At 71.9% G+C, this 25,593-nt stretch carries 24 protein-coding genes; 13 read left to right on the top strand and 11 right to left on the bottom strand.

All coding sequences use genetic code 11. The annotated features are described in order from the left end of the window. Positions 1-62: 62 nt before the first annotated feature. Together ACFWJB_RS01580 and ACFWJB_RS01585 are read right to left on the bottom strand one after the other, a co-directional pair. Positions 63-1,040, bottom strand: coding sequence for a pirin family protein (locus ACFWJB_RS01580; RefSeq protein WP_385468826.1), 978 nt, complete (start codon positions 1,038-1,040; stop codon positions 63-65). A gap of 111 nt (positions 1,041-1,151) precedes the next feature. Next, positions 1,152-1,619, bottom strand: coding sequence for an SseB family protein (locus tag ACFWJB_RS01585; protein ID WP_189230111.1), 468 nt, complete (start codon positions 1,617-1,619; stop codon positions 1,152-1,154). Between the two features lie 150 nt (positions 1,620-1,769). Between ACFWJB_RS01585 and ACFWJB_RS01590 the strand changes: the two genes are divergently transcribed. The 4 genes from ACFWJB_RS01590 (at position 1,770) to ACFWJB_RS01605 (ending at position 6,003) form a co-directional block, all read left to right on the top strand. Further along, complete coding sequence (locus ACFWJB_RS01590; protein ID WP_385468839.1) at positions 1,770-3,596, top strand: acyl-CoA dehydrogenase; 1,827 nt, start codon at positions 1,770-1,772, stop codon at positions 3,594-3,596. 133 nt (positions 3,597-3,729) lie between these two features. Beyond that, positions 3,730-5,028 carry a M18 family aminopeptidase gene (locus ACFWJB_RS01595; RefSeq protein WP_385468822.1) on the top strand — a complete coding sequence of 433 codons (1,299 nt, stop codon included), beginning with the start codon at positions 3,730-3,732 and terminating at the stop codon, positions 5,026-5,028. Positions 5,029-5,164: 136 nt separating this feature from the next. Next, on the top strand, positions 5,165-5,416 hold the full coding sequence (locus ACFWJB_RS01600) for a DUF6458 family protein (protein WP_385468819.1): 252 nt from the start codon (positions 5,165-5,167) through the stop codon (positions 5,414-5,416). A gap of 80 nt (positions 5,417-5,496) precedes the next feature. After that, the gene (locus tag ACFWJB_RS01605) at positions 5,497-6,003 is read left to right on the top strand and encodes an LURP-one-related/scramblase family protein (RefSeq protein WP_386919582.1); all 507 of its coding nucleotides are present in this window, start codon (positions 5,497-5,499) and stop codon (positions 6,001-6,003) included. Positions 6,004-6,019: 16 nt separating this feature from the next. Here the strand turns inward: ACFWJB_RS01605 and ACFWJB_RS01610 are convergent, their stop codons facing one another. After that, the gene (locus tag ACFWJB_RS01610; RefSeq protein WP_386919584.1) at positions 6,020-6,814 is read right to left on the bottom strand and encodes a carbon-nitrogen family hydrolase; all 795 of its coding nucleotides are present in this window, start codon (positions 6,812-6,814) and stop codon (positions 6,020-6,022) included. A gap of 217 nt (positions 6,815-7,031) precedes the next feature. Between ACFWJB_RS01610 and ACFWJB_RS01615 the strand changes: the two genes are divergently transcribed. Then, complete coding sequence (locus ACFWJB_RS01615; RefSeq protein ID WP_385468810.1) at positions 7,032-7,856, top strand: maleylpyruvate isomerase family mycothiol-dependent enzyme; 825 nt, start codon at positions 7,032-7,034, stop codon at positions 7,854-7,856. 67 nt (positions 7,857-7,923) lie between these two features. On the opposite strand, the gene ACFWJB_RS01620 is transcribed toward ACFWJB_RS01615, so the two are convergent. Both ACFWJB_RS01620 and ACFWJB_RS01625 read right to left on the bottom strand, forming a co-directional pair. Then, on the bottom strand, positions 7,924-9,234 hold the full coding sequence (locus tag ACFWJB_RS01620) for a nitrate/nitrite transporter (protein WP_385468807.1): 1,311 nt from the start codon (positions 9,232-9,234) through the stop codon (positions 7,924-7,926). Continuing rightward, on the bottom strand, positions 9,231-9,881 hold the full coding sequence (locus ACFWJB_RS01625; protein WP_385468804.1) for a GntR family transcriptional regulator: 651 nt from the start codon (positions 9,879-9,881) through the stop codon (positions 9,231-9,233). Before ACFWJB_RS01625 ends, ACFWJB_RS01620 begins: the two co-directional genes overlap by 4 nt. A gap of 197 nt (positions 9,882-10,078) precedes the next feature. Between ACFWJB_RS01625 and ACFWJB_RS01630 the strand changes: the two genes are divergently transcribed. From ACFWJB_RS01630 to ACFWJB_RS01640, 3 genes are all read left to right on the top strand, one after another. Next, entirely contained in the window at positions 10,079-11,020 is a 942-nt protein-coding gene (locus tag ACFWJB_RS01630) for a D-alanyl-D-alanine carboxypeptidase family protein (RefSeq protein ID WP_385468801.1), read from the top strand. A gap of 167 nt (positions 11,021-11,187) precedes the next feature. Continuing rightward, positions 11,188-11,535, top strand: a complete 348-nt coding sequence (locus ACFWJB_RS01635; protein WP_385468798.1) for a GntR family transcriptional regulator — start codon at positions 11,188-11,190, stop codon at positions 11,533-11,535. After that, complete coding sequence (locus ACFWJB_RS01640) at positions 11,532-12,527, top strand: DUF1648 domain-containing protein (protein WP_386919588.1); 996 nt, start codon at positions 11,532-11,534, stop codon at positions 12,525-12,527. The genes ACFWJB_RS01635 and ACFWJB_RS01640 overlap by 4 nt, the downstream gene beginning before the upstream one ends. A gap of 102 nt (positions 12,528-12,629) precedes the next feature. Here the strand turns inward: ACFWJB_RS01640 and ACFWJB_RS01645 are convergent, their stop codons facing one another. From ACFWJB_RS01645 to pdhA, 3 genes are read right to left on the bottom strand one after another with little or no spacing between them, the layout of a single operon-like run. Continuing rightward, a complete protein-coding gene (locus ACFWJB_RS01645) occupies positions 12,630-14,042 on the bottom strand; it encodes a dihydrolipoamide acetyltransferase family protein (protein ID WP_385468792.1) in 1,413 nt (470 codons plus the stop codon). Between the two features lie 10 nt (positions 14,043-14,052). Then, a complete protein-coding gene (locus ACFWJB_RS01650; protein WP_385468789.1) occupies positions 14,053-15,033 on the bottom strand; it encodes an alpha-ketoacid dehydrogenase subunit beta in 981 nt (326 codons plus the stop codon). A gap of 1 nt (position 15,034) precedes the next feature. Then, positions 15,035-16,264 (bottom strand): pyruvate dehydrogenase (acetyl-transferring) E1 component subunit alpha, encoded by a 1,230-nt coding sequence (gene pdhA, locus ACFWJB_RS01655; protein WP_385468786.1) that lies wholly within the window; start codon positions 16,262-16,264, stop codon positions 15,035-15,037. Between the two features lie 323 nt (positions 16,265-16,587). Here pdhA and ACFWJB_RS01660 point away from each other — a divergent pair, with 323 nt between their 5' ends. Then, the gene (locus ACFWJB_RS01660) at positions 16,588-17,244 is read left to right on the top strand and encodes a response regulator (protein ID WP_385468783.1); all 657 of its coding nucleotides are present in this window, start codon (positions 16,588-16,590) and stop codon (positions 17,242-17,244) included. 75 nt (positions 17,245-17,319) lie between these two features. Here ACFWJB_RS01660 and ACFWJB_RS01665 read toward each other — a convergent pair whose 3' ends face one another. Then, positions 17,320-18,918 carry a protein kinase gene (locus ACFWJB_RS01665; protein ID WP_385468780.1) on the bottom strand — a complete coding sequence of 533 codons (1,599 nt, stop codon included), beginning with the start codon at positions 18,916-18,918 and terminating at the stop codon, positions 17,320-17,322. Positions 18,919-19,265: 347 nt separating this feature from the next. Here ACFWJB_RS01665 and ACFWJB_RS01670 point away from each other — a divergent pair, with 347 nt between their 5' ends. Then, positions 19,266-20,921: a protein kinase gene (locus ACFWJB_RS01670; protein WP_386919592.1), complete on the top strand. Its 1,656-nt coding sequence runs from the start codon at positions 19,266-19,268 to the stop codon at positions 20,919-20,921. A gap of 69 nt (positions 20,922-20,990) precedes the next feature. On the opposite strand, the gene ACFWJB_RS01675 is transcribed toward ACFWJB_RS01670, so the two are convergent. Beyond that, a complete protein-coding gene (locus ACFWJB_RS01675; RefSeq protein ID WP_385473037.1) occupies positions 20,991-21,533 on the bottom strand; it encodes a bacterial proteasome activator family protein in 543 nt (180 codons plus the stop codon). 219 nt (positions 21,534-21,752) lie between these two features. On the opposite strand from ACFWJB_RS01675, the gene ACFWJB_RS01680 reads away from it, so the two are divergent. Further along, complete coding sequence (locus ACFWJB_RS01680; protein ID WP_386919594.1) at positions 21,753-22,544, top strand: hypothetical protein; 792 nt, start codon at positions 21,753-21,755, stop codon at positions 22,542-22,544. Positions 22,545-22,558: 14 nt separating this feature from the next. Here ACFWJB_RS01680 and ACFWJB_RS01685 read toward each other — a convergent pair whose 3' ends face one another. Then, positions 22,559-23,542, bottom strand: a complete 984-nt coding sequence (locus tag ACFWJB_RS01685; protein ID WP_386919596.1) for an NAD(P)H-quinone oxidoreductase — start codon at positions 23,540-23,542, stop codon at positions 22,559-22,561. A 174-nt stretch (positions 23,543-23,716) separates the two neighbouring features. On the opposite strand from ACFWJB_RS01685, the gene ACFWJB_RS01690 reads away from it, so the two are divergent. Then, positions 23,717-24,745 (top strand): ATP-binding cassette domain-containing protein, encoded by a 1,029-nt coding sequence (locus ACFWJB_RS01690; RefSeq protein ID WP_386919598.1) that lies wholly within the window; start codon positions 23,717-23,719, stop codon positions 24,743-24,745. Beyond that, a complete protein-coding gene (locus tag ACFWJB_RS01695; protein WP_385473023.1) occupies positions 24,742-25,590 on the top strand; it encodes an ABC transporter permease in 849 nt (282 codons plus the stop codon). The genes ACFWJB_RS01690 and ACFWJB_RS01695 overlap by 4 nt, the downstream gene beginning before the upstream one ends. The last annotated feature ends 3 nt before the right edge of the window (positions 25,591-25,593 follow it).

Raw genomic sequence — 25,593 nt, forward strand, 5'->3', positions numbered from 1 at the left:
CGCCGGGCGGGCTGTCCTGTGCGGACGGCCCGCCCGGGTGAGAGCACTCGGCCTTACGGCCGTCAGGCGCCGGGGCCCTCGGCGGACATGCCGTGCACCGCCGGGACGGTGCCCAGCCGGCCCTTCTGGAAGTCCTCGAAGGCCTGCATCAGCTCGTCCTTGGTGTTCATGACGAACGGGCCGTAGTGGGCCATGGGCTCACGGATCGGGCGCCCGCCCAGGAGGACGACCTCGAGGTCGGGGGTGTGCGAGTCCTGCTTCTCGTCCGCGCGGACGGTCAGCGACCCGCCGGCCCCGAACACCGCCGTCTGGCCCAGGCGGACCGGGCGGCGTTCCGCGCCCACGGAGCCCTTGCCCGCCATGACGTACGCGAGGCCGTTGAAGTCCTCCCGCCAGGGCAGCGTGACCTCGGCGCCCGGCGCGAGCGTGGCGTGGACCATGGTGATCGGCGTGTGCGTGATGCCGGGGCCCTCGTGACCGCCCAGCTCACCGGCGATGACGCGCAGCAGCGCGCCGCCGTCGGGCGAGGTGAGCAGCTGCACCGAGCCGCTGCGGATGTCCTGGTAGCGCGGGGCCATCATCTTGTCCTTGGCCGGGAGGTTCACCCACAGCTGGAGGCCGTGGAAGAGACCGCCGGACATGACGAGCTGCTCCGGCGGCGCCTCGATGTGCAGCAGGCCGGAGCCCGCCGTCATCCACTGGGTGTCGCCGTTGGTGATGGTGCCGCCACCGCCGTTGGAGTCCTGGTGGTCGAAGATCCCGTCGATGATGTAGGTGACGGTCTCGAAGCCGCGGTGGGGGTGCCAGGGCGTTCCCTTGGGCTCTCCGGGCGCGTACTCCACCTCGCCCATCTGGTCCATCATGATGAACGGGTCGAGATGGCGGTAGTTGATCCCGGCGAACGCGCGGCGCACCGGGAAGCCCTCGCCCTCGAAACCGCCGGGTGCGGTCGTGACGGTGAGCACGGGACGTGCCACGGCGTCGGCGGGTGCGGATACGCGGGGCAGCGTCAACGGGTTCTCGACGGTCACTGCAGGCATGTCGGTACCTCCTCGGGTACGCCCACTTTAGTTGAGCGTTGAACTTCCTGCCACCCAGAACCGAGAAAGCCCGGAGGGCATTCCCTCCGGGCTCACGGTGGCGGCAGCGGATCAGCCGTACATCCGGCGCATGGCGAAGTCGACCATCTGCTCGACGGCCTTGGCGTCGAAGACCATCCGGTGCTCGCCCTCCATGTCCAGCACGAAGCCGTAGCCGGTCGGCAGGAGGTCGATCACCTCCGCGCCCGTGATCACGAAGTACTTGGACTCCTTGCCCGCGTACCGGCGCAGCTCCTTGAGCGAGGTGAACATCGGGATCACCGGCTGCTGGGTGTTGTGCAGCGCCAGGAAACCGGGGTTGTCGCCGCGCGGGCAGTAGACCTTCGAGGTGGCGAAGATCTGCTGGAAGTCCTCGGCGGCCATCTGCCCCGTGGTGAAGGCGCGCACCGCGTCCGCGAGCGAGGGCGGCGACGGCTCGGGGTACAGCGGCGGCTGCTGGCCGTACCCGCCGGACATCGGCTGCTGCGGCGGCGCGTACTGCTGCTGCTGAGGACCCGCGGTCTGGTCGTAGCCGTACATGGCGCACAGCGTAACGAGTAACGAGTCACAGATGGGCGGTGCGGGGTTGCTTCTTATTACCGACGGGTAGCATCATCGGAGCTACTAGTTGGTACGTGTATCAGGTGCGAGGAGCCAGTGCCTCGCCGATCTATCGACGGAGCCGTCGCCATGGGGCACTACAAGCCGAATCTCCGGGACATCGAGTTCAACCTCTTCGAGGTGCTCGGCCGTGACAAGGTTTACGGCACCGGCCCGTTCGCGGAGATGGACACCGACACCGCGAGGAGCGTCCTCGAGGAGCTGACCCGCCTCTCGGAGAACGAGCTGGCGGAGTCCTTCGCGGACGCCGACCGCAACCCGCCGGTCTTCGACCCGGAGACCAACACCGCACCGGTCCCCGCGTCCTTCAAGAAGAGCTACCAGGCCTTCATGGACTCCGAGTACTGGCGCCTCGGCCTGCCCGAGGAGATCGGCGGCACCACCTCCCCGCGCTCCCTCATCTGGGCCTACGCGGAGCTGATCCTCGGCGCCAACCCGGCCGTGTGGATGTACTCCTCCGGCCCGGCCTTCGCCGGCATCCTCTTCGAGGAGGGCAACGAGGTCCAGAAGCACATAGCCTCGATCGCCGTCGAGAAGCAGTGGGGCTCCACCATGGTGCTCACCGAGCCGGACGCCGGCTCGGACGTCGGCGCCGGCCGCACCAGGGCCGTGCAGCAGGAGGACGGCTCCTGGCACATCGAGGGCGTGAAGCGCTTCATCACGTCCGGCGAGCACGACATGTCGGAGAACATCCTCCACTACGTCCTCGCCCGCCCCGAGGGCGCCGGCCCCGGCACCAAGGGCCTGTCCCTCTTCCTCGTCCCGAAGTACGAGTTCGACTTCGAGACCGGCGAGCTCGGCGAGCGCAACGGCGTCTACGCCACCAACGTCGAGCACAAGATGGGCCTGAAGGCCTCCAACACCTGCGAGATGACCTTCGGCGACCGCCACCCCGCCAAGGGCTGGCTGATCGGCGACAAGCACGACGGCATCCGCCAGATGTTCCGCATCATCGAGTTCGCCCGCATGATGGTCGGCACGAAGGCGATCTCCACCCTCTCCACGGGCTACCTCAACGCCCTGGAGTACGCCAAGGAGCGCGTCCAGGGCCCCGACCTGGCGAACTTCATGGACAAGACCGCTCCCAAGGTCACCATCACGCACCACCCGGACGTCCGCCGCTCCCTCATGACGCAGAAGGCGTACGCCGAGGGCATGCGCGCGCTCGTGATGTACACCGCCTCCGTCCAGGACGAGATCCAGGTCAAGGAGGCCAACGGCGAGGACGCCTCGACCGAGCACGCCCTCAACGACCTGCTCCTGCCGATCGTCAAGGGCTACGGCTCGGAGAAGGCCTACGAGCAGCTCGCCCAGTCGCTCCAGACCTTCGGCGGCTCCGGCTTCCTGCAGGAGTACCCGATCGAGCAGTACATCCGCGACGCCAAGATCGACACCCTGTACGAGGGCACCACGGCGATCCAGGGCCAGGACTTCTTCTTCCGCAAGATCGTCCGCAACCAGGGCGCCGCGCTGAACTCGCTCGCCGAGGACATCAAGAAGTTCCTGGCGCTCGCCACCGGCGGCGAGGAGCTGTCCGGCGCCCGCGAGCACCTCGCCAAGGCCGCCGTCGAGCTGGAGGCCATCGTCGGCCTGATGCTCACCGACCTCGCGGCCACCGAGCAGGACGTCAAGAACATCTACAAGGTCGGGCTCAACACCACCCGCCTGCTGCTCGCCTCCGGCGACGTGATCATCGGCTACCTGCTCCTCAAGGGCGCGGCGATCGCCGCCGAGAAGCTGCCGACCGCGTCCGCCAAGGACAAGGCCTTCTACACCGGCAAGATCGCCGCGGCGAAGTTCTTCGCCGCGAACGTCCTGCCCGGCGTCACCCTGGCCCGCAAGATCGCGCAGGGCGTCGAGCTGGACCTGATGGAGCTGGACGAGGCCGCCTTCTAAGGCCTCCTCCGAGACGCCGCCAGGTTCCTCCGGGAACCCGGCGGGGCACTCTCCACAGTCCCCACACACCCTCACGAGGGCCCGCTCCCGGCAGACGGGGAGCGGGCCCTCGCACGTCGTTAAGGTGAACCCCATGAGCGCACCCTCCCGTTTCGATCGCGGACACACCGACGACCTCCTGTCCTTCCTGGCCACGAGCCCGACGCCGTACCACGCGGTGGCGAACGCCGCCGAGCGGCTGGAGAAGGCCGGTTTCCGGCAGGTCGCCGAGACGGACGCCTGGGACGGGACGGCCGGGGGCAAGTACGTCCTGCGCGGCGGCGCGATCGTGGCCTGGTACGTCCCCGAGGGAGCCGAGCCGCACACGCCCTTCCGCATCGTCGGCGCGCACACCGACTCCCCCAACCTGCGCGTGAAGCCGCGGCCCGACAGCGGTGCGCACGGCTGGCGCCAGATCGCCGTGGAGATCTACGGCGGGCCCCTGCTGAACTCCTGGCTCGACCGCGACCTCGGACTGGCCGGCCGCCTGTCGCTGCGGGACGGCTCGACCCGGCTGGTCGACGTCGCCCGGCCGCTGCTGCGCGTCCCCCAGCTCGCCATCCACATGGACCGCAACGTGTCCACCGAGGGCCTCAAGCTCGACAAGCAGCGCCACCTCCAGCCCGTCTGGGGCCTCGGCGACACCGTGCGCGACGGCGACCTCATCGCCTTCCTGGAGGAGGAGGCCGGGCTGGAGCCCGGCACGGTCACCGGCTGGGACCTCATGACCCACTCCGTGGAGCCCCCCGCGTACCTGGGCCGCGACCGGGAGCTGGTGGCCGGCCCCCGCATGGACAACCTGCTGTCCGTGCACGCCGGGACCGCCGCCCTGGCCGCCGTCGCCGCCTCCGGCGCCGCCCTGCCGTACATCCCCGTGCTCGCCGCCTTCGACCACGAGGAGAACGGCTCCCAGTCGGACACCGGCGCCGACGGCCCGCTGCTCGGCGGCGTGCTGGAGCGCTCGGTGTTCGCGCGCGGCGGCTCCTACGAGGACCGGGCGCGGGCCTTCGCGGCCACGGTCTGCCTGTCCTCCGACACCGGCCACGCCGTCCACCCCAACTACGCGGAGCGGCACGACCCGACGCACCACCCGCGCGTCAACGGCGGCCCCATCCTCAAGGTCAACGTCAACAACCGCTACGCCACGGACGGTTCGGGCCGCGCCGTCTTCGCCGCCGCCTGCGAGAAGGCGGACGTGCCCTTCCAGACCTTCGTCTCCAACAACTCCATGCCCTGCGGCACGACCATCGGCCCGATCACCGCGGCCCGGCACGGCATCCGCACCGTCGACATCGGCGTGGCCATCCTGTCGATGCACAGCGCCCGGGAGTTGTGCGGCGCCGACGACCCGTACCTGCTGGCGAACGCGCTGGTGGCGTTCCTGGAGGGCTGAGTCCGCCGCCCCGGCCCGCCGCCCGCTCCCGGCCGGAACGCCCCCGCACCGCATGGGTGTTCCAGCCGGGGGTATCCGGACGGAACCGGATCGACCGGAAAGCCGGACCGACCGGATCTATAAGGAGGCGACACTCATGGGCCTCGGCGGATGCATCATCCTCATCGCCGTGGGAGCCATCCTCACGTTCGCGACCGACTGGGACATGCAGGGCGTCAACCTCGACCTGGTCGGTGTCATCTTCATGATCGTCGGTCTGATCGGTGTCGCGACCTTCAGCAGCATCGCCCGGCGGCGCCGCGTCGTGATGCCGCCGGCGACCCCCGTCGTCGAGGACCGGCCCCACCACCACACGCGTGACGGCTACAGCGACGGCTACGGCGCCTGACCGGCGCCGCGCGCGGCCCCGCTCAGCCTGTCGGCCTATCGTCCGCGTCCCCGGGGGCGCGGCGGGGAAGCGGTCAGGGCATGAGATTCCTCGTGTACGACCGGCTCCTCGGCTTCGGTGACGACTACTGGATCGAGGACGCCGACGGCGACAAGGTGTACCTCGTCGACGGCAAGGCGATGCGGCTGCGGGACACCTGGGAGCTGAAGGACACCCAGGGCCGGGTGCTCATCGACATCCACCAGAAGATGTTCGCCTTGCGCGACACGATGGTGATCGAGCGGGCCGGCGAGCCGCTGGCGACCCTGCGGCGCAAGCGGCTGTCGCTGCTGCGCAACCACTACCGGGTCTCCCTGGCCGACGGCACCGAACTCGACGTCAGCGGCAGGATCCTCGACCGGGAGTTCGCCATCGAGTACGACGGCGAGCTGCTGGCCGTCGTCTCGCGGCGGTGGCTGACCCTCCGGGACACCTACGGCGTGGACGTCGTCCGGGACGACGCCGACCCGGCGCTGCTGATCGCCCTGACCGTGTGCGTGATCCACCTGGCGGAGAAGGAGCGGGAGAAGGACGACGACGGCGACTGACCGCCCCGCCCTCCCGTCACCGGCGCGGTGCCCGCAGGCCCAGCACCCGGTCCTTCAGCGCCGGGAACTGCTCCCGGGTCCCCGACGGCTTCGCCGGGTCGAGGTCCACGGTGAGGATCTCCTCGTCCGCGCCGGCCTCGGCCAGCACCTCGCCCCAGGGGTCGACCACGATCGAGTGACCCGCCTGCGGAACCCCCGCGTGCGTCCCGGCCGTTCCGCAGGCGAGGACGTACGCCTGGTTCTCCACCGCCCGGGCGCGGGCCAGGAGCGTCCAGTGGGAGCGGCGGCGCTCCGGCCAGCCCGCCGGGACGACGAGGGTCTCGGCACCGGCGTCGACGAGGCCGCGGAAGAGCTCGGGAAAGCGGAGGTCGTAGCAGGTCGCCAGGCCCAGGGTCGTCTCCGGCAGACGGACCGTCACCAGCTCGCTCCCCGCGCCCATCAGCACGGCCTCGCCCCGGTCGAAGCCGAAGCGGTGGATCTTGCGGTAGGCGGCGGCCAGGTCGCCGGCGGGGGAGAGGACGAGCGAGGTGTTGTAGAGCCGGCCGTCGGGGGCGCGCTCGGGGACGGACCCCGCGTGCAGCCAGACGCCCGCGTCGCTCGCCGCCTTGGCCATCGCCTCGTACGTCGGCCCCCGGAGCGGCTCGGCCCGCGTGCCGAAGTTCTCGAAGGCGAAGGCGCCCGTGGTCCACAGTTCCGGCAGGACGACGAGGTCGGCGCCCGCCTGATCGCGGACCAGCGACGCCGCGCGCAGGCGGCGCGCTTCGACCGACTCGTCCTCGTTCACGGCGATTTGGATCAAAGAGGCGCGCACACTACCACCGTCCTGGCATTCGAGCCGTCCACTCGGGCCTACGATCGTCACACGAAAGCACTGCCGGGGTGCCGCACAGCAGCGTAACTTGGGGGTCCCCCCGGTTCGAGCCCAGCCCGCAGCCGGGGACCTCCGAGACCGCGCCGACCGCAGCCACCTCCCACTGGCACCGCCGCCACAACCTGCCCGTGTACCGACCGCCGAGGGGTCCCGTTCCGTGAGTCTGCATCCCACCCTCCAGCCCTACGCCGACGCCTGGACTCACTCCATCGAGGCGATATCCGAGCTGGTCCAGCCGCTTGTGGAAGCAGAGTGGAACCGCCGCACCCCCTGCCCGGGCTGGTCGGTGCGGGACGTGGTGTCGCACGTCATGGGCCTGGACTCCGAGATGCTCGGCGACCCGCGCCCCATCCACACGCTCCCGCGCGACCTGTTCCACGTCACCAACGAACAGCAGCGGTACATGGAGATGCAGGTCGACGTCCGCCGCCACCACACGGCGCCCGAGATCACCTCCGAGCTGGAGTACATGATCATCCGGCGCAACCGGCAGCTGCGGAACGAGTCGCGGGACCCGGGCACCAAGGTCCGCGGCCCCTACGGCACGGACCTGACGCTGGAGGAGTCCATGCGCCGGCACGCGTTCGCCGTGTGGGCGCACGAGCAGGACCTGCGCACGGCCCTCGGCCGCCCCGGCGACCTCGACTCCCCCGGCGCGCTCGTCGCCCGTGACGTGCTGCTCGCCGAACTGCCGGGCGTCGTGGCCGACCGCGCGGACGCGCCGCGCAGCTCGGCCGTCGTCTTCGACGTCCACGGCCCGGTCGAGTTCCTGCGCACGATCCGCGTCGACATCCAGGGCCGCGGCACCCTGGAGACGGCCCCCGCCCTCGGCCCGGCCGCCGCCCTGACCCTCGACTGGGAGACGTACGTGCGCCTGGCCTGCGGGCGGGTGACGCCGGAGGCGGTCGGGGACCGCGTCAAGACGGAGGGCGACGCGGACCTGGCGGCGGCGATCCTCAGGAACTTCGCGGTCACGTCCTGACCGCCGTGCCCGCGGGCGGGCGTGCCTCCCCCGGTGCCCGCAGGGGCCCGGGAGGGACCCCCGGGGGCTACACGGGCACGTGCACCGTCTCCACCCGGCTGGCGACCAGCCGCTCCCGCTCCCTGCGCGCCGCCCGCCCGCGCAGCCGCAGGATCTGCGTGACGCCCAGCGCCTGGAGCACGAACACCGACGAGAACGCCACGGCGTAGTCGTCGCCGGTCGCGTCCAGCAGCACCCCGACCGCGAGCAGCGTGGTCATCGACGCGACGAAGCCGCCCATGTTGGTGATCCCGGACGCCGTCCCCTGGCGCTCCGGCGGATTCGCCGGCCGCGCGAAGTCGAAGCCGATCATCGACGCCGGCCCGCACGCGCCGAGCACCGTGCACAGCACGACCAGCAGCCACATCGGCGCGTGCTCGGCCGGGTAGGCCAGCGTGGCCGCCCACAGGGCCGCCGTCGCGCCCACCGTGCCGAGCGCCAGCGGCAGCCGCGCCGCGTGGTGCCGGGCGATGATCTGGCCGTAGACCAGGCCGACCGTCATGTTGGACAGCACCACGAGGGTGAGCAGTCCGCCGGCCGTGCCCCGGGACAGGCCCTGGGCCTCCACGAGGAACGGCAGGCCCCACAGCAGCAGGAACACCATCGCCGGGAACTGGGTCGTGAAGTGCACCCACAGCCCCAGCCGGGTGCCCGGCTCCCGCCAGGAGGCGGCGATCTGCCGGCGCACGTACGCGGCCCCCTGGTGCGGCACCGGCTCCGGTTCGTGCCCCTCGGGGTGGTCCTTCAGGAAGAGGACCAGCAGGACGAGGACGACCACGCCCGCGAGCGCGCTGCCCGCGAAGGCCGCCGTCCAGCCGATGCCGTGCAGCAGCCGGGCCAGGACCAGCGTGGAGACCAGGTTGCCCGCCATGCCGACCAGTCCGGCGAGCTGGGCGACCATCGGCCCGCGCCGGGCCGGGAACCAGCGGGTGCCGAGCCGCAGCACGCTGATGAAGGTCATCGCGTCGCCGCAGCCGAGCAGCGCCCGCGAGGCGAGCGCGGTGCCGTACGTCGGCGAGAAGGCGAAGCCGAGCTGCCCCACGGTGAACAGGACGACGCCGATCCCCAGCACCCGCTTGGTGCCGAGCCGGTCGACCAGCAGGCCCACGGGTATCTGCATGCCGGCGTAGACCAGCAGCTGGAGGATAGAGAAGGTGGACAGGGCGGAGGCGTTGACGTGGAAGCGGTCGGCCGCGTCGAGGCCGGCCACGCCCAGGGACGTGCGGAAGATGACGGCGACGAAGTAGACCGCGACGCCGATGCTCCAGACGGCGACCGCGCGCCGTCCTCCGGGCGGATCACCCGGCAGCGTGCTCCTGGCCGGCGCGACGGAACTCATCGGACCTCACCCCGCGCCAGGTGCGAGAACCAGCCCACGTGCCGGTTGACCACGCCGACGGCCGCGTCGGCGTCCCCGGCGCGCAGCGCGTCGAGGATCTCCTCGTGCTCGGCGAGCGTCTTCGCGATGCGGTCGGGGTGGGAGTGCATGACGGCGACGCCCATGCGCAACTGGCGGTCGCGGAGCTGGTCGTAGAGGCGGGAGAGGATCTCGTTGCCGCCGCTGCGGACGATCTCGGCGTGGAAGCAGCGGTCGGTGACGGACGCGCCGGCGAAGTCGCCGGCGGCGGCCTGCTCGTGCTGGCGGGCGAGCAGCTCCTCCAGCCGCTCGACGAGCCCCGGCGGGGCGGGTACGGCCTTGCGCGCCGCGTGCTCCTCGACCAGCAGCCGGGTCTCCACCACGTCCGCGATCTCCTGGGCGGAGACGGGCAGGACCAGGGCGCCCTTCTTCGGGTAGAGCCGGATCAGCCCCTCGACCTCGAGCCGGAGCAGCGCCTCCCGCACCGGGGTGCGCGAGACACCCACGGCCTCGGCGAGCTCACCCTCGGTGAGCAGGGTCCCGCCCTCGTAGCGACGCTCCAGGACGGCCTGCTTGACGTGGGCGTACACGCGGTCGGCGGCGGGTGGTTGCTTCACGGCCATGGTCATGCCCACAGGATAGATACAACAGGGACACAAGTGGGATGCCGTCCAGTATCCGGACGCGCCGCCACTCGTCCGGGGGACGTACCCGCCTACGGCACAACCGTTCGTGCTATTCACGTGTCCCACAGGCGCGGCCCATGCTGGATCGACCGCAACTGGGCCTCACCACTGGGGATTTCACAACAATCGGGGTATCTCACTTGATAAACGGTATTCAGGGCGCCCGCCTTCGCCGCGCCGTCGCCGTCGCCGTGTCCGCCGGCGCCGTGCTGGCGTCCGGAGTCCTCGCCACCGCGCCCGCGCAGGCCGCCGCACCCGCACAGGCCGTCGCCGCGCCCGTACAGGCCGTCGCCGTGCCCGCGATCGCCGCCAAGGGCGGCTTCGTGATGAACGACGCGAACGGCAGGACCCTCTACACCAAGGCCGCGGACACCAGGCGCTCCACCGGGTCCACGACCAAGATCATGACCGCCAAGGTCGTGCTCTCCCAGCCCAAGCTGAATCTCGACGCCAAGGTCACGATCCAGAAGGCCTACAGCGACTACATCGTCTCGAAGAACGCCTCGTCCGCGCGCCTGATCGTCGGCGACAAGGTGACCGTCCGGCAGCTGCTGTACGGCCTGATGCTGCCCTCCGGCTGCGACGCCGCCTACGCGCTGGCCGACAAGTTCGGCACGGGCCGGACGCGGGCGGAGCGGGTGAAGTCGTTCATCGGCAAGATGAACTCCACCGCCAAGAGCCTCGGCCTCAAGAACACCCACTTCGACTCGTTCGACGGCATCGGCAACGGCAGCAACTACTCGACGCCGCGCGACCTGACGAAGCTCGCGAGCAGCGCGATGAAGAACGCCAACTTCCGCGCGATCGTCAAGACGAAGAAGTACACGGCGAGGACGACCACGAAGAGCGGCGGCACCCGCACCATGGCCGCCTGGACCAACACCAACACGCTGCTGAGCAGTTACAGCGGCGCGATCGGCCTCAAGACCGGGTCGGGCCCGGAGGCCAAGTACTGCCTGGTCTTCGCCGCGACCCGCAAGGGCAGGACGGTGGTCGGCACGGTGCTGGCGTCCACCTCCTCGACGCAGCGCGCCACGGACGCGACGCGGCTGCTGAACTACGGTTTCGCCAAGGCGGGCTGACCCCCGCTCACCCGCACGCCCGGAACGGGCCCGTCGCCGACGCGACGGGCCCGTTCCGCTGTCCGCGGCCCGTCGTCCGCCGAACGCCACCGTTGTCCGAAGTCCGTAGTCCGTAGTCCGTAGTCCGTAGTCCGGTTGAACATAATGGTGATAGCTTCAATAGCACCATGCTGCTGAGTCTGGACAACAACGACACCCGGCCCCTGCACGAGCAGGTCGCCGGCGCCGTCCGGCGCGCCATCGCCGAGGGGGAGTGCGGTCCCGGTGACCGCCTGCCCTCGGCACGCGACCTCGCCGAGGCCCTGGACGTCAACGTCAACACCGTGCTGCGCGCGCTGCGCGGCCTGCGCGACGAGGGACTGCTGGAGTTCCGCCGGGGCCGGGGCGTGACCGTGGCCCAGGAGGCACCCCGCACCTCGGGGCTGCAGATCCGGGTACGGGAGCTGGTCGCCGAGGCGGCCCGGCTGGGCTACAGCAGGACCGACGTCATCGACATGATCAGGGGGATGCCGTGAGGGACACGAGGCCGGCGGTCAGGACGACGGCGGTGGTCTGGACGGCCGGTGTCACCGCCGTGCTCGCCGGACTGCCGCTCGTGGCGCGGGACCGGCTGCCCGACCGGCTGGCGACCCACTGGGGCCTGCACGGAGGAGCCCCCGACGGCTCGATGCCGCTGTGGGCCGCCTCCCTCTTCCCGGCGCTGCTGTGGCTGGTGACGGCCGCCGCCGCGACCGTCCCCCTGCTGCGGACCGGGCCCCGGGCCGCCCAACCGTGGGCCGCCCTGGTCCTGCTCCCCACCGGTGTGGTCCTGGGCGGCGCGCAGGCCTGCGTCGTACGGGCCAACCTGGACCGCGCGGACTGGCACGAGGCCCGTCAGCCGACCGCGTGGCTGGTCGCGCTCCTCGCCGCGGCCGTGCTGGCCTCGGTGGCCGGGTGGCTCGCCGCCACCCGGCGGACGGCGGCCCAGGGGGACGGCACCGGACAGGGGACGGAGGCCCCCGCGCTGGAGATCCCCGCGGGGCGGCGGCTCGTGTGGTTCTCCCGGACCGCCAACCCCTGGCTCCAGGTGCTGGCGGCGGTGACCGGCCTGGTCGCCGCGGCCGCGCTGGTCGCCCAGGTCGGCGGGCTGGCCGCGCCGGGCGCCCTGTGGTCGCTGTTCGCCGGCTGCGCCACCGCGTCCCTGGCCTGCGCCCTGTGCTCCTCGGTGCAGGCACGCGTCTCGGAGCGCGGCCTGGAGGTGGCCTTCGGCCCCCTCGCCTGGCCCCGGCGCCGCTGGGCACCCGGCGACATCGACACGGCACGCGCCGAGGTCCGCGGCCCCGCCCAGGTCGGCGGCTGGGGATACCGCTTCAGCGGCCTCGGCACCACGGTGATGCTGCGTGCCGGGGACTGCCTGGTCGTACGGCCGCGGGGCCGCCGTACGGACTTCGCCGTGAGCGTCGACGACGCCGAGCGGGGGGCCGCACTGCTCAACGCGCTGCGGACGGACCGGCACCCGGGACGCTGAGCGCCCGGCCCGGACCGGTGGCCTCCGTCATCGGCGGGGAAGGACGGAACCGCGCGCCCCGTGACGGGACGCGCGGTTTCGCCGCTCGGGTCAAGCGGTGGCTCACGCCCAGGTGAGCAGCCGTTTCGGCTGTTCCAGGACCGCCGCCACGTCGGCGAGGACCTTGGAGCCCAGCTCCCCGTCGACCAGGCGGTGGTCGAAGCTCAGCGCCAGGGTCGTCACCTGACGCGGCTTCACCTTGCCCTTGTGGACCCACGGCTGGAGCTTGATCGCCCCGACCGCCAGGATCGCGGACTCGCCGGGGTTGAGGATCGGCGTGCCGGTGTCGACGCCGAAGACGCCGACGTTGGTGATGGTCACCGTGCCGCCCTGCATGGCGGCCGGGGACGTCCTGCCCTCCCGGGCCGTCGACACCAGCTCGCCCAGCGACTCGGCCAGCTGCGGCAGCGTCTTGGCCTGGGCGTCCTTGATGTTCGGCACGATCAGGCCGCGCGGGGTCGCGGCCGCGATGCCCAGGTTCACGTAGTGCTTGACCACGATCTCCTGCGCCGCCTCGTCCCAGGACGCGTTGATCTCCGGATTGCGCCTGATCGCGACCAGCAGGGCCTTGGCGATCAGCAGCAGCGGGTTCACCCGCAGGCCCGCGAACTCCTTGTCCTGCTTCAGCTCCTCGACCAGCTTCATCGTCCGCGTCACGTCGACCGTCACGAACTCCGTGACGTGCGGTGCCGTGAACGCCGAGCCGACCATCGCCGCCGCCGTCGCCTTGCGGACGCCCTTGACCGGAACGCGGGTCTCGCGCGCCGTGTCGTACGTCACCGCGGCCGCAGGGGCCGCGGGCGCGGGAGCGGCGGGGGCCGCCTCGGGTGCCCCGGCCGGTGCGGGCGCCACCGCCGCGTGCACGTCCTCGCGCGTGATGATCCCGTCCGGGCCGGAGGGCACCACGGTCGCCAGGTCGACGCCGAGGTCCTTGGCCAGCTTGCGCACCGGCGGCTTGGCCAGCGGGCGGTCCGCGGTGACCGTTCCGTGGCCGTTCATCTCGGCCTGGATCGCGGCCGACGCCTCCTGGGCCGGGGCGGCGGCGCCCTTGCGGGGGCGGCGCCGGGTCGAGGAGGTGGCCACGCCGTAGCCGACCAGGACCGGCTGGCGGCCCTCCGGCTTCTTCTCCTCCGCCTCGGCCGGCGCCGGGGTCTGGGCCACGGGGGCCCGCTCCGGTTCCGGTGCGGCCTCCTGTGCCGGGGCGGCGGCCGCGCCGTCACCGACGGCGACCGCGATGATCGACGTGCCCACGTCGACCGTGGTGCCCTCGGGGAAGTGCAGCGCGCGGACCACGCCGTCGTAGGGGATGGGCAGTTCGACCGCTGCCTTGGCCGTCTCGACCTCGCACACGATCTGTCCGTCGGTGACCACGTCACCGGGCTGGACGTACCACTTGAGGATTTCGGCCTCGGTGAGTCCCTCGCCCACGTCGGGCATCTTGAACTCGCGCACGGAGCCTTCAGTCATCGTCGTCAACGCCCTCTCCTCAGTACGCCAGCGAGCGGTCGACGGCGTCCAGCACCCGGTCCAGGTCGGGCAGGTACTCCTCCTCCAGGCGGGCCGGCGGGTACGGCGCGTGGTAGCCGCCGACCCGGAGCACCGGGGCCTCCAGGTGGTAGAAGCAGCGCTCGGTGATCCTCGCCGCGATCTCCGCGCCCGATCCCAGGAACACCGGCGCCTCGTGGACCACGACCAGGCGGCGGGTCTTCTCCACCGACGCCTGGATCGTGTCGAAGTCCAGCGGGGAGATGGACCGCAGGTCCACCACCTCCAGGGACCGGCCCTCCTCGGCCGCCGCGTCGGCGACCTCCTGGCAGAGCTTCACCATCGGGCCGTAGGCGGCCAGTGTGAGGTCGGTGCCCTCCCGGACGACCCGCGCCTTGTGCAGCGGGCCCGGGATCGCCTCAATGTCGACCTCGGCCTTGTCCCAGTAGCGCCGCTTGGGCTCGAAGTAGATCACCGGGTCGTCGCTCTGGATGGCCTGCTGCATCATCCAGTACGCGTCGCCCGCGTTCGACGGGGAGACCACCTTCAGGCCCGCCACGTGCGCGAACAGCGCCTCGGGCGACTCGGAGTGGTGCTCGACCGCGCCGATGCCGCCGCCGTAGGGGATGCGGATGACGACCGGCATCTTGACCTTGCCCAGCGAGCGGGCGTGCATCTTCGCGAGCTGCGTGACGATCTGGTCGTACGCCGGGAACACGAAGCCGTCGAACTGGATCTCGACCACCGGGCGGTAGCCGCGCAGGGCCAGGCCGATGGCGGTGCCGACGATGCCGGACTCGGCCAGCGGGGTGTCGACGACCCGGTCCTCGCCGAAGTCCTTCTGGAGACCGTCGGTGACGCGGAAGACGCCGCCGAGCTTGCCAACGTCCTCACCCATGATCAGGACCTTGGGGTCCGCCTCCAGCGCGTGGCGCAGCGACTCGTTGATCGCCTTGGCCAGCGCCATCTTCTCCGCTGCCATCTCAGACCCCCTCGGCCTCTGCGAACGACGCCTGGTAGGCGGCGAACTGGGCACGCTCCTCGTCGACGAGCGCGTGCCCGTCCGCGTACACGTTCTCGAACATGGCGAAGCGGTCCGGGTCGGGCATGGCGCGGACCACTTCGCGCACCCGCTTGCCCAACGCCTCGCTCTCGGCCTCCAGTTCCCCGAAGAACCCCTCGTCCGCGTGGTTCGAGGACTCCAGGTAGCGGCGCAGGCGCAGGATCGGGTCCTTCGCCTCCCAGGCGGCCCGCTCGTCGTCGTGCCGGTAGCGGGAGGGGTCGTCCGAGGTGGTGTGGGCGCCCATGCGGTAGGTGAACGCCTCGATCAGCGCCGGGCCCTCACCGCGCCGGGCGCGCTCCAGGGCCCACCGGGTGACCGCGAGGCAGGCCAGCACGTCGTTGCCGTCGACCCGGACGCCGGGGAAGCCGAAGCCCTGGGCGCGCTGGTAGAGCGGCACGCGGGTCTGCTTCTCGTTGGACTCCGAGATCGCCCACTGGTTGTTCTGGCAGAAGAAGATCACCGGGGCGTTGTAGACCGCGGCGAAGTTGAACGCCTCGCTGACGTCGCCCTGGCTGGAGGCGCCGTCGCCGAAGTAGGCGATCACGCCGGAGTCCGCGCCGTCCTTGGCCACCCCCATCGCGTAGCCCGTGGCGTGCAGCGCCTGCGAGCCGATGACGATGGTGTAGAGGTGGAAGTTGTTGCTGTTGGGGTCCCAGCCGCCGTTGTTCACACCGCGGAACATGCCGAGGAGGTTGGTCGGGTCCACCCCGCGGCACCAGGCGACGCCGTGCTCGCGGTAGGTGGGGAAGACGTAATCGTCCTCGCGGGTGGCGCGGCCGGAGCCGATCTGGGCGGCCTCCTGGCCCAGCAGCGAGGCCCACAGGCCCAGCTCCCCCTGGCGCTGCAGTGCGGTGGCCTCGGCGTCGAAGCGCCGGGTGAGCACCATGTCGCGGTACAGACCGCGCAGCTCGTCGGGGGTGATGTCGGCGACGTACTCGGCGTACTCCGCGTAGGCCGCCTTCCTGACGCGCTTGCCCTCGGGCGTCAGCAGCTGCACGAGCTCCGTCCCGGAGCCCTTCCCGGCAGCCGTGCGGGTGGTGCGGGTCGTGCGCTTGGCGCCGGTGGTGCCGGCCTCGGTGCCGGTGGTGCCGGCTGCCTTGCTTCCGGCGCTGCGTCGCGGCTTGCGCGCGGCAGTGCTCTCCACGGTCACGTGTGCTCCTCCGTCGGTCCGGCCCCCGGGTTCGCCGGGCGCCAGTGCGGCTCACCTGTGGCCCGTCGGTCGCACAGGGTGGGTGCGGCCCGGTCGGGGACAGGCGTGACAGGTGCCCCGGCGAGCGTCCCTGCAAAAAGCACGTTACCCAGTGCTCCACATTTCTGTGAAACCCCTCCTGACCTGCGTTTTTACTCGGATATCCAAGTAAATCGGCGAAGTGGGGAAGTTTTACTGGTCACAGCCTCGCAGGGGGCCGGAACAACGGCACGTTATCCCGGCCACCCCGGGCACGGGAAGAGCTGGTGTGTGACACTGAGCGCGTGCGCGAAGACGGAAAAATCCGGGTATTCCTCCTCGACGACCACGAACTCGTCCGTCGGGGTGTGCACGACCTGCTGGCGGGCGAGGCCGACATCGAGGTCGTCGGCGAGGCCGGCACGGCGGCCGGCGCGCTCGCCCGGATCCCGGCCACCCGTCCGGACGTGGCGGTGCTCGACGTCCGGCTCCCGGACGGCAGCGGCGTGGAGGTCTGCCGCGAGATCCGGTCCCGGGACGAGGCCGTCCGGTGCCTCATGCTCACCTCCTTCGCCGACGACGAGGCCCTCTTCGACGCGATCATGGCGGGCGCCTCGGGCTACGTCCTCAAGGACATCCGGGGCGCCGAGCTGCTGTCCGCCGTGCGGGACGTCGCCGCCGGGAGGTCGCTGCTCGACCCGGCGGCCACCGCGCGCGTGCTGGAGCGGCTGCGCGACCCGGGCACCAGGGGCGACGACCGGCTCGCCCGCCTGACCGACCAGGAGCGCCGCATCCTGGAGCTGATCGGCGAGGGACTCACCAACCGGGCGATCGGCGAGCGGCTGCACCTGGCCGAGAAGACGATCAAGAACTACGTGTCGAGCCTGCTGTCCAAACTCGGCATGCAGCGGCGCTCCCAGGCGGCCGCCTTCGTGGCCCGCATGCAGGCGGAGAACCGCTGAGGACACACGTCCGGGAACGCGACGCGCGCGTGGCCCACGAGGGGGCGCACGCGCGCGTGAGCGGGAGTGCCGCGGTCAGCCGCCCAGGGGGTCGACCGGGCCGCCGGAGCTGTCCCCGCCGCCGCCACCGCCCTGGGTGGGCGAGGATGGCGCCGTCGGCTCCGTCGTCTCGTCGTCCGTCGGTTCGTCCGTCGGCGTCGTCGGGTCGGTCGTCGGGTCACCCGTCGGGTCGCCCGTGGGGTCCTCCGTGGCGGTGTGCGACGGCGTGTAGGACGGCGTCCAGGGCTGGTCCCAGTCCCCGCCGGTGCCGCCACCGCCGTTGTCCTCGTTCGTGCCCGGGTCGGTGGTCTCCTCGGTCGCCTCGTCGCTCGGCGACTCGCTGGCCTGGTCGTCCTGGGTGCTCTGCGAGGTGGTGGGCGACGGCGAGGTCTTCGTGCCGCCGCCTCCGCCACCGCCGCCGGTGTTGTTCATCGCCAGCGCGACGCCCGCGACGACCGCGATCACCGCGAGGACGGCCAGGATCCACAGCTTGCCCCGGCCGCTGCCCTTGTTGCCGTGCCCCTCGAAGCCGCCGTCGTCGCCCCCGCCGTAGCCGCCCGGCAGGATCTGCTGGGGGATCTGCGTGGTGCCCGAGCCGTGGTCGGGGTGCGGCAGCACCGTGGTGCCCGCCATCCCGGCCGCCGGGGTGTGCCGGCCGTCGTGCACGCCGACCGGGCCGGTGTTCCAGGTGCCGGTGTGGCCGCCCTGCTCGTAGAGCATCTGCAGGCCGTACTGGACCAGGCCGCGCATCTCCTCGGCGGTCTGGAAACGGTCGTCGGGCTCCTTGGCCAGCGAGCGCATCACCAGGCCGTCCAGCTCCGGCGGGACCGCGTCGGAGACCTCGGACGGAGGGGTCGGGATGTCCTGCACGTGCTGGTAGACCACCGACAGCGGGGTCTCGCCGGTGAACGGCGGCCGCAGCGCGAGGAGTTCGTACAGCAGGCAGCCCGTCGCGTACAGGTCGGAGCGGTGGTCGACGGCCTTGCCGAGGGCCTGCTCCGGGGACAGGTACTGGGGGGTGCCCATGACCATGCCGGTCTGCGTCATGGTCGTCGACGCGCCGTGCAGGGCGCGGGCGATGCCGAAGTCCATCACCTTCACCGCGCCGTTGTCCGTGATGATGACGTTGGCCGGCTTGATGTCGCGGTGCACGATGCCGTGCTGGTGCGAATAGGCGAGCGCCTCCAGGACGCCCGAGACGATGATCAGCGCCTGCTCGGGGCCCGGCGCCTCGGCGTTGAGGAGGAGGTCGCGGATGGTGCGGCCCTCGACGATCTCCATCACGATGTAGGGCACGGACTGGCCGCCGACGAAGTCCTCGCCGGAGTCGTACACGGCCACGATGGAGTGGTGGTTGAGCCCCGCCACCGACTGCGCCTCACGCGTGAAGCGGGCCTTGGAGACGGGGTCCTCGGCGAGGTCGGCGCGCAGCAGCTTGACCGCCACGGTGCGGCCGAGACGGACGTCCTCGGCGGCGAACACCTCGGCCATGCCGCCCCGCCCGAGCCTGCGGGTCAGCCGGTACCGGCCGTCGCCGACCAGTCCGCCGTTGCCCCAGTTCTCCGGCGCGTCAGACATACCGCCGCCAGATGCCTCGGGTTCGGACGGGCCCTGGGCGCGCTGCTGCTGTGCCATCAGTCCTCGCCGTCGTTTCTGCCCGCGGTGCGCGCGGTGTTGTTACGGTCTCCGTCGGCCACGCTACAGCCTCCGCGCAAGCCTCCGGTCCGAGATGGACGCCGGGACCGGCATCGGGGACGGACCGGTCATGAAACCCTGGTTCCGTACCGTCGTGCAAATTCTGTGTACCGGCCGTACGCCCGCTGTAACGCTTGCGCGACGCTTCTTTCGCGTACGGTCACGGAACGGGCACCGCGCTTGACGTGTCACTGCCCTGGGGCAGACTTGGCCGGGAATAGCACTTTCGATCAACACGCGCTCGCGCCGCTGCCGCTGCCGCCGGCGCCTACGGGGGAAGCAGAGACATGAGCCAGGACGCCGGACAGGGCCGGTACGCGGGGCGGGCGCTCGCCGGCGGCCGCTACCAGCTGCGCGACTTGCTCGGCGAGGGCGGCATGGCCTCGGTGCACCTGGCGTACGACGCGGTGCTGGACCGCCAGGTCGCGATCAAGACGCTGCACACCGAGCTGGGCCGGGAGCAGGCCTTCCGCGAGCGTTTCCGCCGCGAGGCCCAGGCCGTGGCCAAGCTCACGCACACCAACATCGTGTCGGTCTTCGACACCGGCGAGGACGATCTCGGCGGCGCGACGATGCCGTACATCGTCATGGAGTACGTCGAGGGCCGGCCGCTCGGCTCGGTGCTGGACGAGGACGTCCGGCAGTTCGGCGCGATGCCCGCCGACAAGGCCCTGAAGATCACCGCCGATGTGCTGGCGGCCCTGGAGATCAGCCACGAGATGGGCCTGGTCCACCGGGACATCAAGCCGGGCAACGTGATGATGACCAAGCGCGGCGTGGTCAAGGTGATGGACTTCGGCATCGCCCGCGCCATGCAGTCCGGCGTGACGTCGATGACGCAGACCGGCATGGTCGTCGGCACCCCGCAGTACCTCTCGCCGGAACAGGCCCTCGGCCGCGGCGTGGACGCCCGCTCCGACCTGTACTCGGTCGGCATCATGCTGTTCCAGCTGGTGACCGGGCGCCTGCCGTTCGACGCGGACTCGCCGCTCGCCATCGCCTACGCGCACGTGCAGGAGGAGCCGGTCGCGCCGTCCTCCGTCAACCGCGCCCTGCCGCCGGCCGTGGACGCGCTGGTGGCCCGCGCGCTGAAGAAGAACCCCAACGAGCGCTTCCCCAGCGCCGAGGCCATGCGCGACGAGTGCCTGCGGGTGGCGGCCTCCTTCCAGGCCGCCCCGCCGAGCATCGTCCCCGGCGCGCAGACGCCGAGCGGCGGGGGTGTCGGCTCCGCCGTCTTCCCGCCGGTCGACCAGACCGGCCACGCGCCCGCGGGCCCCGTCCAGACCCCGTACCAGCCGACGCCCACGCCGAACCCGTACGGCACCCCGGCACCGGTGGCGCACTCCCCGGCGTACGGCTACCCGCAGCAGGGCGGCTACCCGACGCCGGCCGCGTCGGCGTACGCCCCGCAGCAGGGGGCGCAGACCCCGCCGCCGTACAGCATCAGCCCCCAGTCCCAGGGGGCCGGCTCCCCGGGCGGCGGCCGGAGCAACAAGCCGGTGATCCTGGGCTCGGCGGTGGTCGCCGTCCTGGCCGTGGGCGGTCTGATCGCGGCGCTGCTGATGAACGGCGGCGACGACGATCCCGAGGCGGGCGGCGGCGGAAGCAGCGCCAGCGCCTCCGCGACGGAGACCAGGGCGGAGGGCTACCGCGGGCCGGACACGACCAAGAAGATCGAGAAGGACGAGTGCACGGAGCCCGACGAGTCGTACAACGACCCCGACAAGATCGAGGTCCCCGACTTCACCTTCAAGTACATCGGCTCGGTCAAGGAGTGCTTCCAGGCCGCCGGCTGGACGATGAAGATCGTCGACGTCGACGAGAACACCTACGGCGAGGGCTCGGTCAGGGACCAGTTCCCCGAGGCCGGCACGGACGTCGACCCGAAGAACATGCCGGAGATCCAGCTCAAGGTGTCGACGGGCAACCCCCCGTCGTCCTGATCCCGCGTACGCGAAGGGCCCGGCAGCAGGTGCTGTCGGGCCCTTCGCCGCTTCCGGCGGTACGGCGGCCTACAGGTAGGGGCCGCCCGAGCGGCCGCCCGGGTGCGGCTCCTCGCCCTCGTGGCCCACGCCCGGCGGGAGGGCGCGGCGCATCTGCTCCAGCTGCGCCCGCGCGGCCATCTGCTGGGCGAACAGCGTGGTCTGAATCCCGTGGAACAGGCCCTCCAGCCAGCCGACCAGCTGGGCCTGGGCGATGCGCAGTTCCGCGTCGGTGGGCGTCGCGCCGTCCGTGAAGGGCAGGGAGAGGCGCTCCAGCTCCTCGACCAGCTCCGGAGCGAGGCCGTCCTCCAGTTCCTTCACCGAACTGGCGTGGATCTCCTTCAGCCGGGCCCGGCTCGCCTCGTCCAGCGGGGCGACGCGCACCTCCTCCAGCAACTGCTTGATCATGCTGCCGATCCTCATGACCTTCGCAGGCTGCTCCACCTGCTCCGTCACCGGGATCTCACGGGGTTCCCCGTCCCCGTCACCGCCCCCGCTCAACGCCATTCCGTCCTGGCCGACGACCAGGATCTGGGGATTGTCCGGCGACCTGTCGTTCCTCGGCATCTCCATACCGCCATTCTCTCGCACCCCTGTGCCGCATCCGTGTGGTGCCCCCGGAGAGCGGTGATCCACCCCGTACGGCGGAGTCCGGAATGCCGGGACGGCCATCAGGTGTGAGGCTTGTTCCGTCGATTTTCGGCACCCCGGTCCCGGTTCCCCCCGGTGCCGGCGGGGTCGGAGTCGGCGGCCGTTGGTTCTGCGACTGCTCATCGGGAGGGGGTCACCGACGTGACTCCATGGCTGCGCGCCGCGCGCGCGACGGGGCTGGCGGGGATTGTGGGGGCGGGCGTCCTGCTGTCACCGTGCGCGGCGGGGGCGGCACAGGGCACCGCTCTCGTGACTCCGGGGGCGTTGAGGGGCCCGTCCTCCCCGGTGGCGGCGCCCGCTCCGGCTCACGGGGCCGGGTCCGGTCCGGACGCACCCGCCGACCCCGGACGCCCCGGTCGTCCCGAGCACCTCGAGCGTCCGGCCGGGTCCGGCCGCTCCGACGTCCCGCACCACCCGGACGACCGCCCCGGCACGCGACCCTCGTCCGCGCACTCGCCCACCGCGCCCTCCCACACGTCCCGCGCCGAGGAGGGCCGTCCGACGTCCCGCCCGACGTCCGGCGCCGGACGTGGGTCCGCGACGCCCTCCCGGGCCCCCTCGAAGCCGTCGCCGTCCGCCTCCGTGCCGGGCGGCGAGCCCTCCCGGGCGGGGAGCGGGGCGGGCGAGGGCCGGCAGCGGCCGGGACGGCCGGAGACGCGGGACGACGGCGTCAGGGGCGAGGCCGTTCAGGAGGGCGTCGGCAGCAGGGTCGCCGACCTCCCCGACGCTCCGGCCGCAGCCGTCCCACCCGGGCGGGACGCCCTCACGCCCACGGCGACCCCGCCCCGGTCCGAACCGACGTCCGGCACGCGGACCGAGGGGGCCGCCGGTCCCGTCCTGAAGGTCCTGCCCCTGGGCACCGGGCTGGTCCTCGTCGGCCTCGGGCTGGCCCTGGCCTTCCTCGGCCTCCGCGTGCGGCGGGGCGGAGTGTAGGGCGGCCCGTACGGCTACGGCGCGGCGACCAGCAGCACCTTGCCGACGTGACCGCTCTCCTCCACGACCCGGTGCGCGGTGGCCGCGTCGCTCATCGGCAGTTCGCGGTCGACGACGGGCCGGACGTGGCCCCCGGCGAGCAGCGGCCAGACGTGCTCGCGCACGGCCGCCACGATGGCCGCCTTCTCGGCCGGCGGTCGGGCACGCAGCGAGGTCGCGCTCACGGCGCCGCGCTTGGCGAGGAGCGTGCCGATGTTCAGCTCGCCCTTCCGGCCGCCCTGCATGCCGATGATCGCGAGCCGCCCGTTGACGGCCAGGGCCTGCACGTTGCGGTCCAGGTACTTGGCGCCCATGTTGTCCAGGATGACGTCCGCGCCCGACCCGCCGGTGGCCGCGTCCACCTCGGCGACGAAGTCCTGCTCCCGGTAGTTGATCAGGATGTCGGCGCCCAGCTCGGCGCAGCGCTCCAGCTTCTCCTTGGTGCCCGCCGTGACGGCGACCCGCGCACCGACGGCCTTGCCGAGCTGGATCGCCATGGTGCCGATGCCGCTGGAGCCGCCGTGCACGAGCAGCGTCTCGCCGGGACGCAGGTGGGCGACCATGAAGACGTTCGACCAGACCGTGCAGACCACCTCGGGCAGGGCCGCCGCCTGCTTGAGGCCGATGCCCTCGGGGACCGGCAGCAGCTGTCCGGCCGGGACGACCACCTTCTCGGCGTAACCGCCGCCCGCGAGCAGCGCGCACACCTCGTCGCCGACGGACCAGCCCGACACCCCCGGGCCGAGTTCGGCGATGCGCCCGGAGCACTCCAGGCCGGGGTAGGGGGAGGCACCGGGCGGCGGGTCGTAGAAGCCCTGGCGCTGCATGATGTCGGCCCGGTTGACGGCGCCGGCCGTCACCTCGACCAGGACCTCGCCCTCGCCGGGCACCGGGTCGGGGACCTCGGTCCAGACCAGTGCCTCGGGGCCTCCGGGTTCGGGAATCGTGATCGCATGCATGAGGGCGACGCTACTCCCCGGGCCCCGGCGGAGCCCCGGTGCCCGCGTCCGCGGACGGACCCGCGTCCGCCTTTGGGCCCAACCGCCGGAAAAACCCGGTGCGGAACCGATGAATTCGCGCGACGGTAAAGGTCTTCCCATGCGTAGCCCAAAAGCGCGGAAGGACCACCACGTATGAGCACGCACACGTCGGGCCTGGCGATCGAGACCGCGGGCCTGGTGAAGACGTTCGGCGAGACCCGGGCCGTGGACGGGGTGGACCTCGCTGTGCCCGCCGGCACGGTGTACGGCGTCCTCGGGCCCAACGGAGCCGGCAAGACCACCACGGTGAAGATGCTCGCCACCCTGCTGCGGCCCGACGGCGGCCAGGCCCACGTCTTCGGTCACGACGTGGTGCGCGAGGCCGACGAGGTGCGCGGCCGGGTGAGCCTCACCGGTCAGTACGCGTCGGTCGACGAGGACCTCACCGGCACCGAGAACCTGGTCCTGCTGGGCCGGCTCCTCGGGCACGGAAAGAAGGCCGCGCGGGAGCGGGGCGGGCAGCTGCTGGAGGCCTTCGGGCTGACGGACGCCGCCGGGAAGCAGGTCAAGCACTACTCCGGTGGCATGCGGCGCCGCATCGACATCGCCGCTTCCATCCTGAACACCCCCGACCTGCTCTTCCTCGACGAGCCCACGACCGGGCTCGACCCGCGCAGCCGCAACCAGGTGTGGGACATCGTCCGCGCGGTCGTCGCCCAGGGCACCACCGTGCTGCTGACCACGCAGTACCTGGACGAGGCCGACCAGCTGGCGTCGCGGATCGCCGTCATCGACCGGGGCCGGGTGATCGCCGAGGGCACCAAGGGCGACCTGAAGGCGTCCGTCGGCGCCGGATCCGTCCACGTGCGGCTGCGGGACGCCGGCCGGCGACCGGAGGCCGAGCGGGTACTGCGGGACCTGCTGGCCGCCGAGGTCCAGCTGGAGCCCGATCCGGTGGCGCTGACCGCCCGCCTCGGCGCGGCGACCGGCGACACCGCGGCCGGCCGGGCCGCCCGGGCCCTGGGCGAACTGGCCCGGGCGGGCATCACGGTGGACAACTTCTCCCTGGGGCAGCCCAGCCTCGACGAGGTCTTCCTGGCACTGACCGGCCACGACACCGGACACGGCACCGGCACCGGCACCGGCACCGGCGACGACACGAAGGACGAGGTGGCGGCATGAGCACGGCCACGAGCACCGAGAGCAAGGACCTCGCGCCCGTCAGCACCGAGTCGCTGGCGGCCCTGCTGGTCACCAGGGAGCGCCCGCCGCGGCCCAGTTCCCTGTCGACGTCCCTGACCTTCGGCTGGCGCGCGATCCTCAAGATCAAGCACGTGCCGGAGCAGCTCTTCGACGTCACGGCCTTCCCGATCATGAACCTGCTGATGTTCACCTACCTCTTCGGCGGCGCGCTGGCGGGGTCGCCGCGTGACTACATCCAGTTCGTGCTGCCGGGCATCCTGGTGATGTCGGTCGTGATGATCACCATGTACACCGGGGTCTCGGTGAACATCGACATCGAGAAGGGCGTCTTCGACCGCTTCCGCTCGCTGCCGATCTGGCGGCCGTCGGCGATGGTCGGCTACCTGCTCGGCGACGCGCTGCGCTACACGATCGCCTCGGTCGTCATGCTCGCCGTCGGCCTGCTCCTCGGCTACCGGCCGGACGGCGGTTTCGCCGGCGTGGTCGCCGGGATCGCGCTGCTGCTGGTCTTCTCGTTCGCCTTCTCGTGGATCTGGACGATGTTCGGGCTGATGCTGCGGACCGAGAAGTCGGTGATGAGCGTCAGCATGATGGTGATCTTCCCGCTCACCTTCCTGTCCAACGTGTTCGTCGACCCGAAGACCATGCCGGGCTGGCTTCAGGCCTTCGTGAACAACAGCCCCATCACGCATCTCGCGTCCGCCGTGCGGGAGCTGATGGCGGGTGACTGGCCGGGCGGCGAGATCGCCTGGACGCTGGGCTGGGCGGCCGCGCTGCTGCTCGTGTTCGGGCCGGTCACCATGCGGCTGTACAACCGCAAGTAGGCG

Source organism: Streptomyces sp. NPDC127100 (assembly GCF_042724095.1).
In the GTDB taxonomy this organism is placed as follows: domain Bacteria; phylum Actinomycetota; class Actinomycetes; order Streptomycetales; family Streptomycetaceae; genus Streptomyces.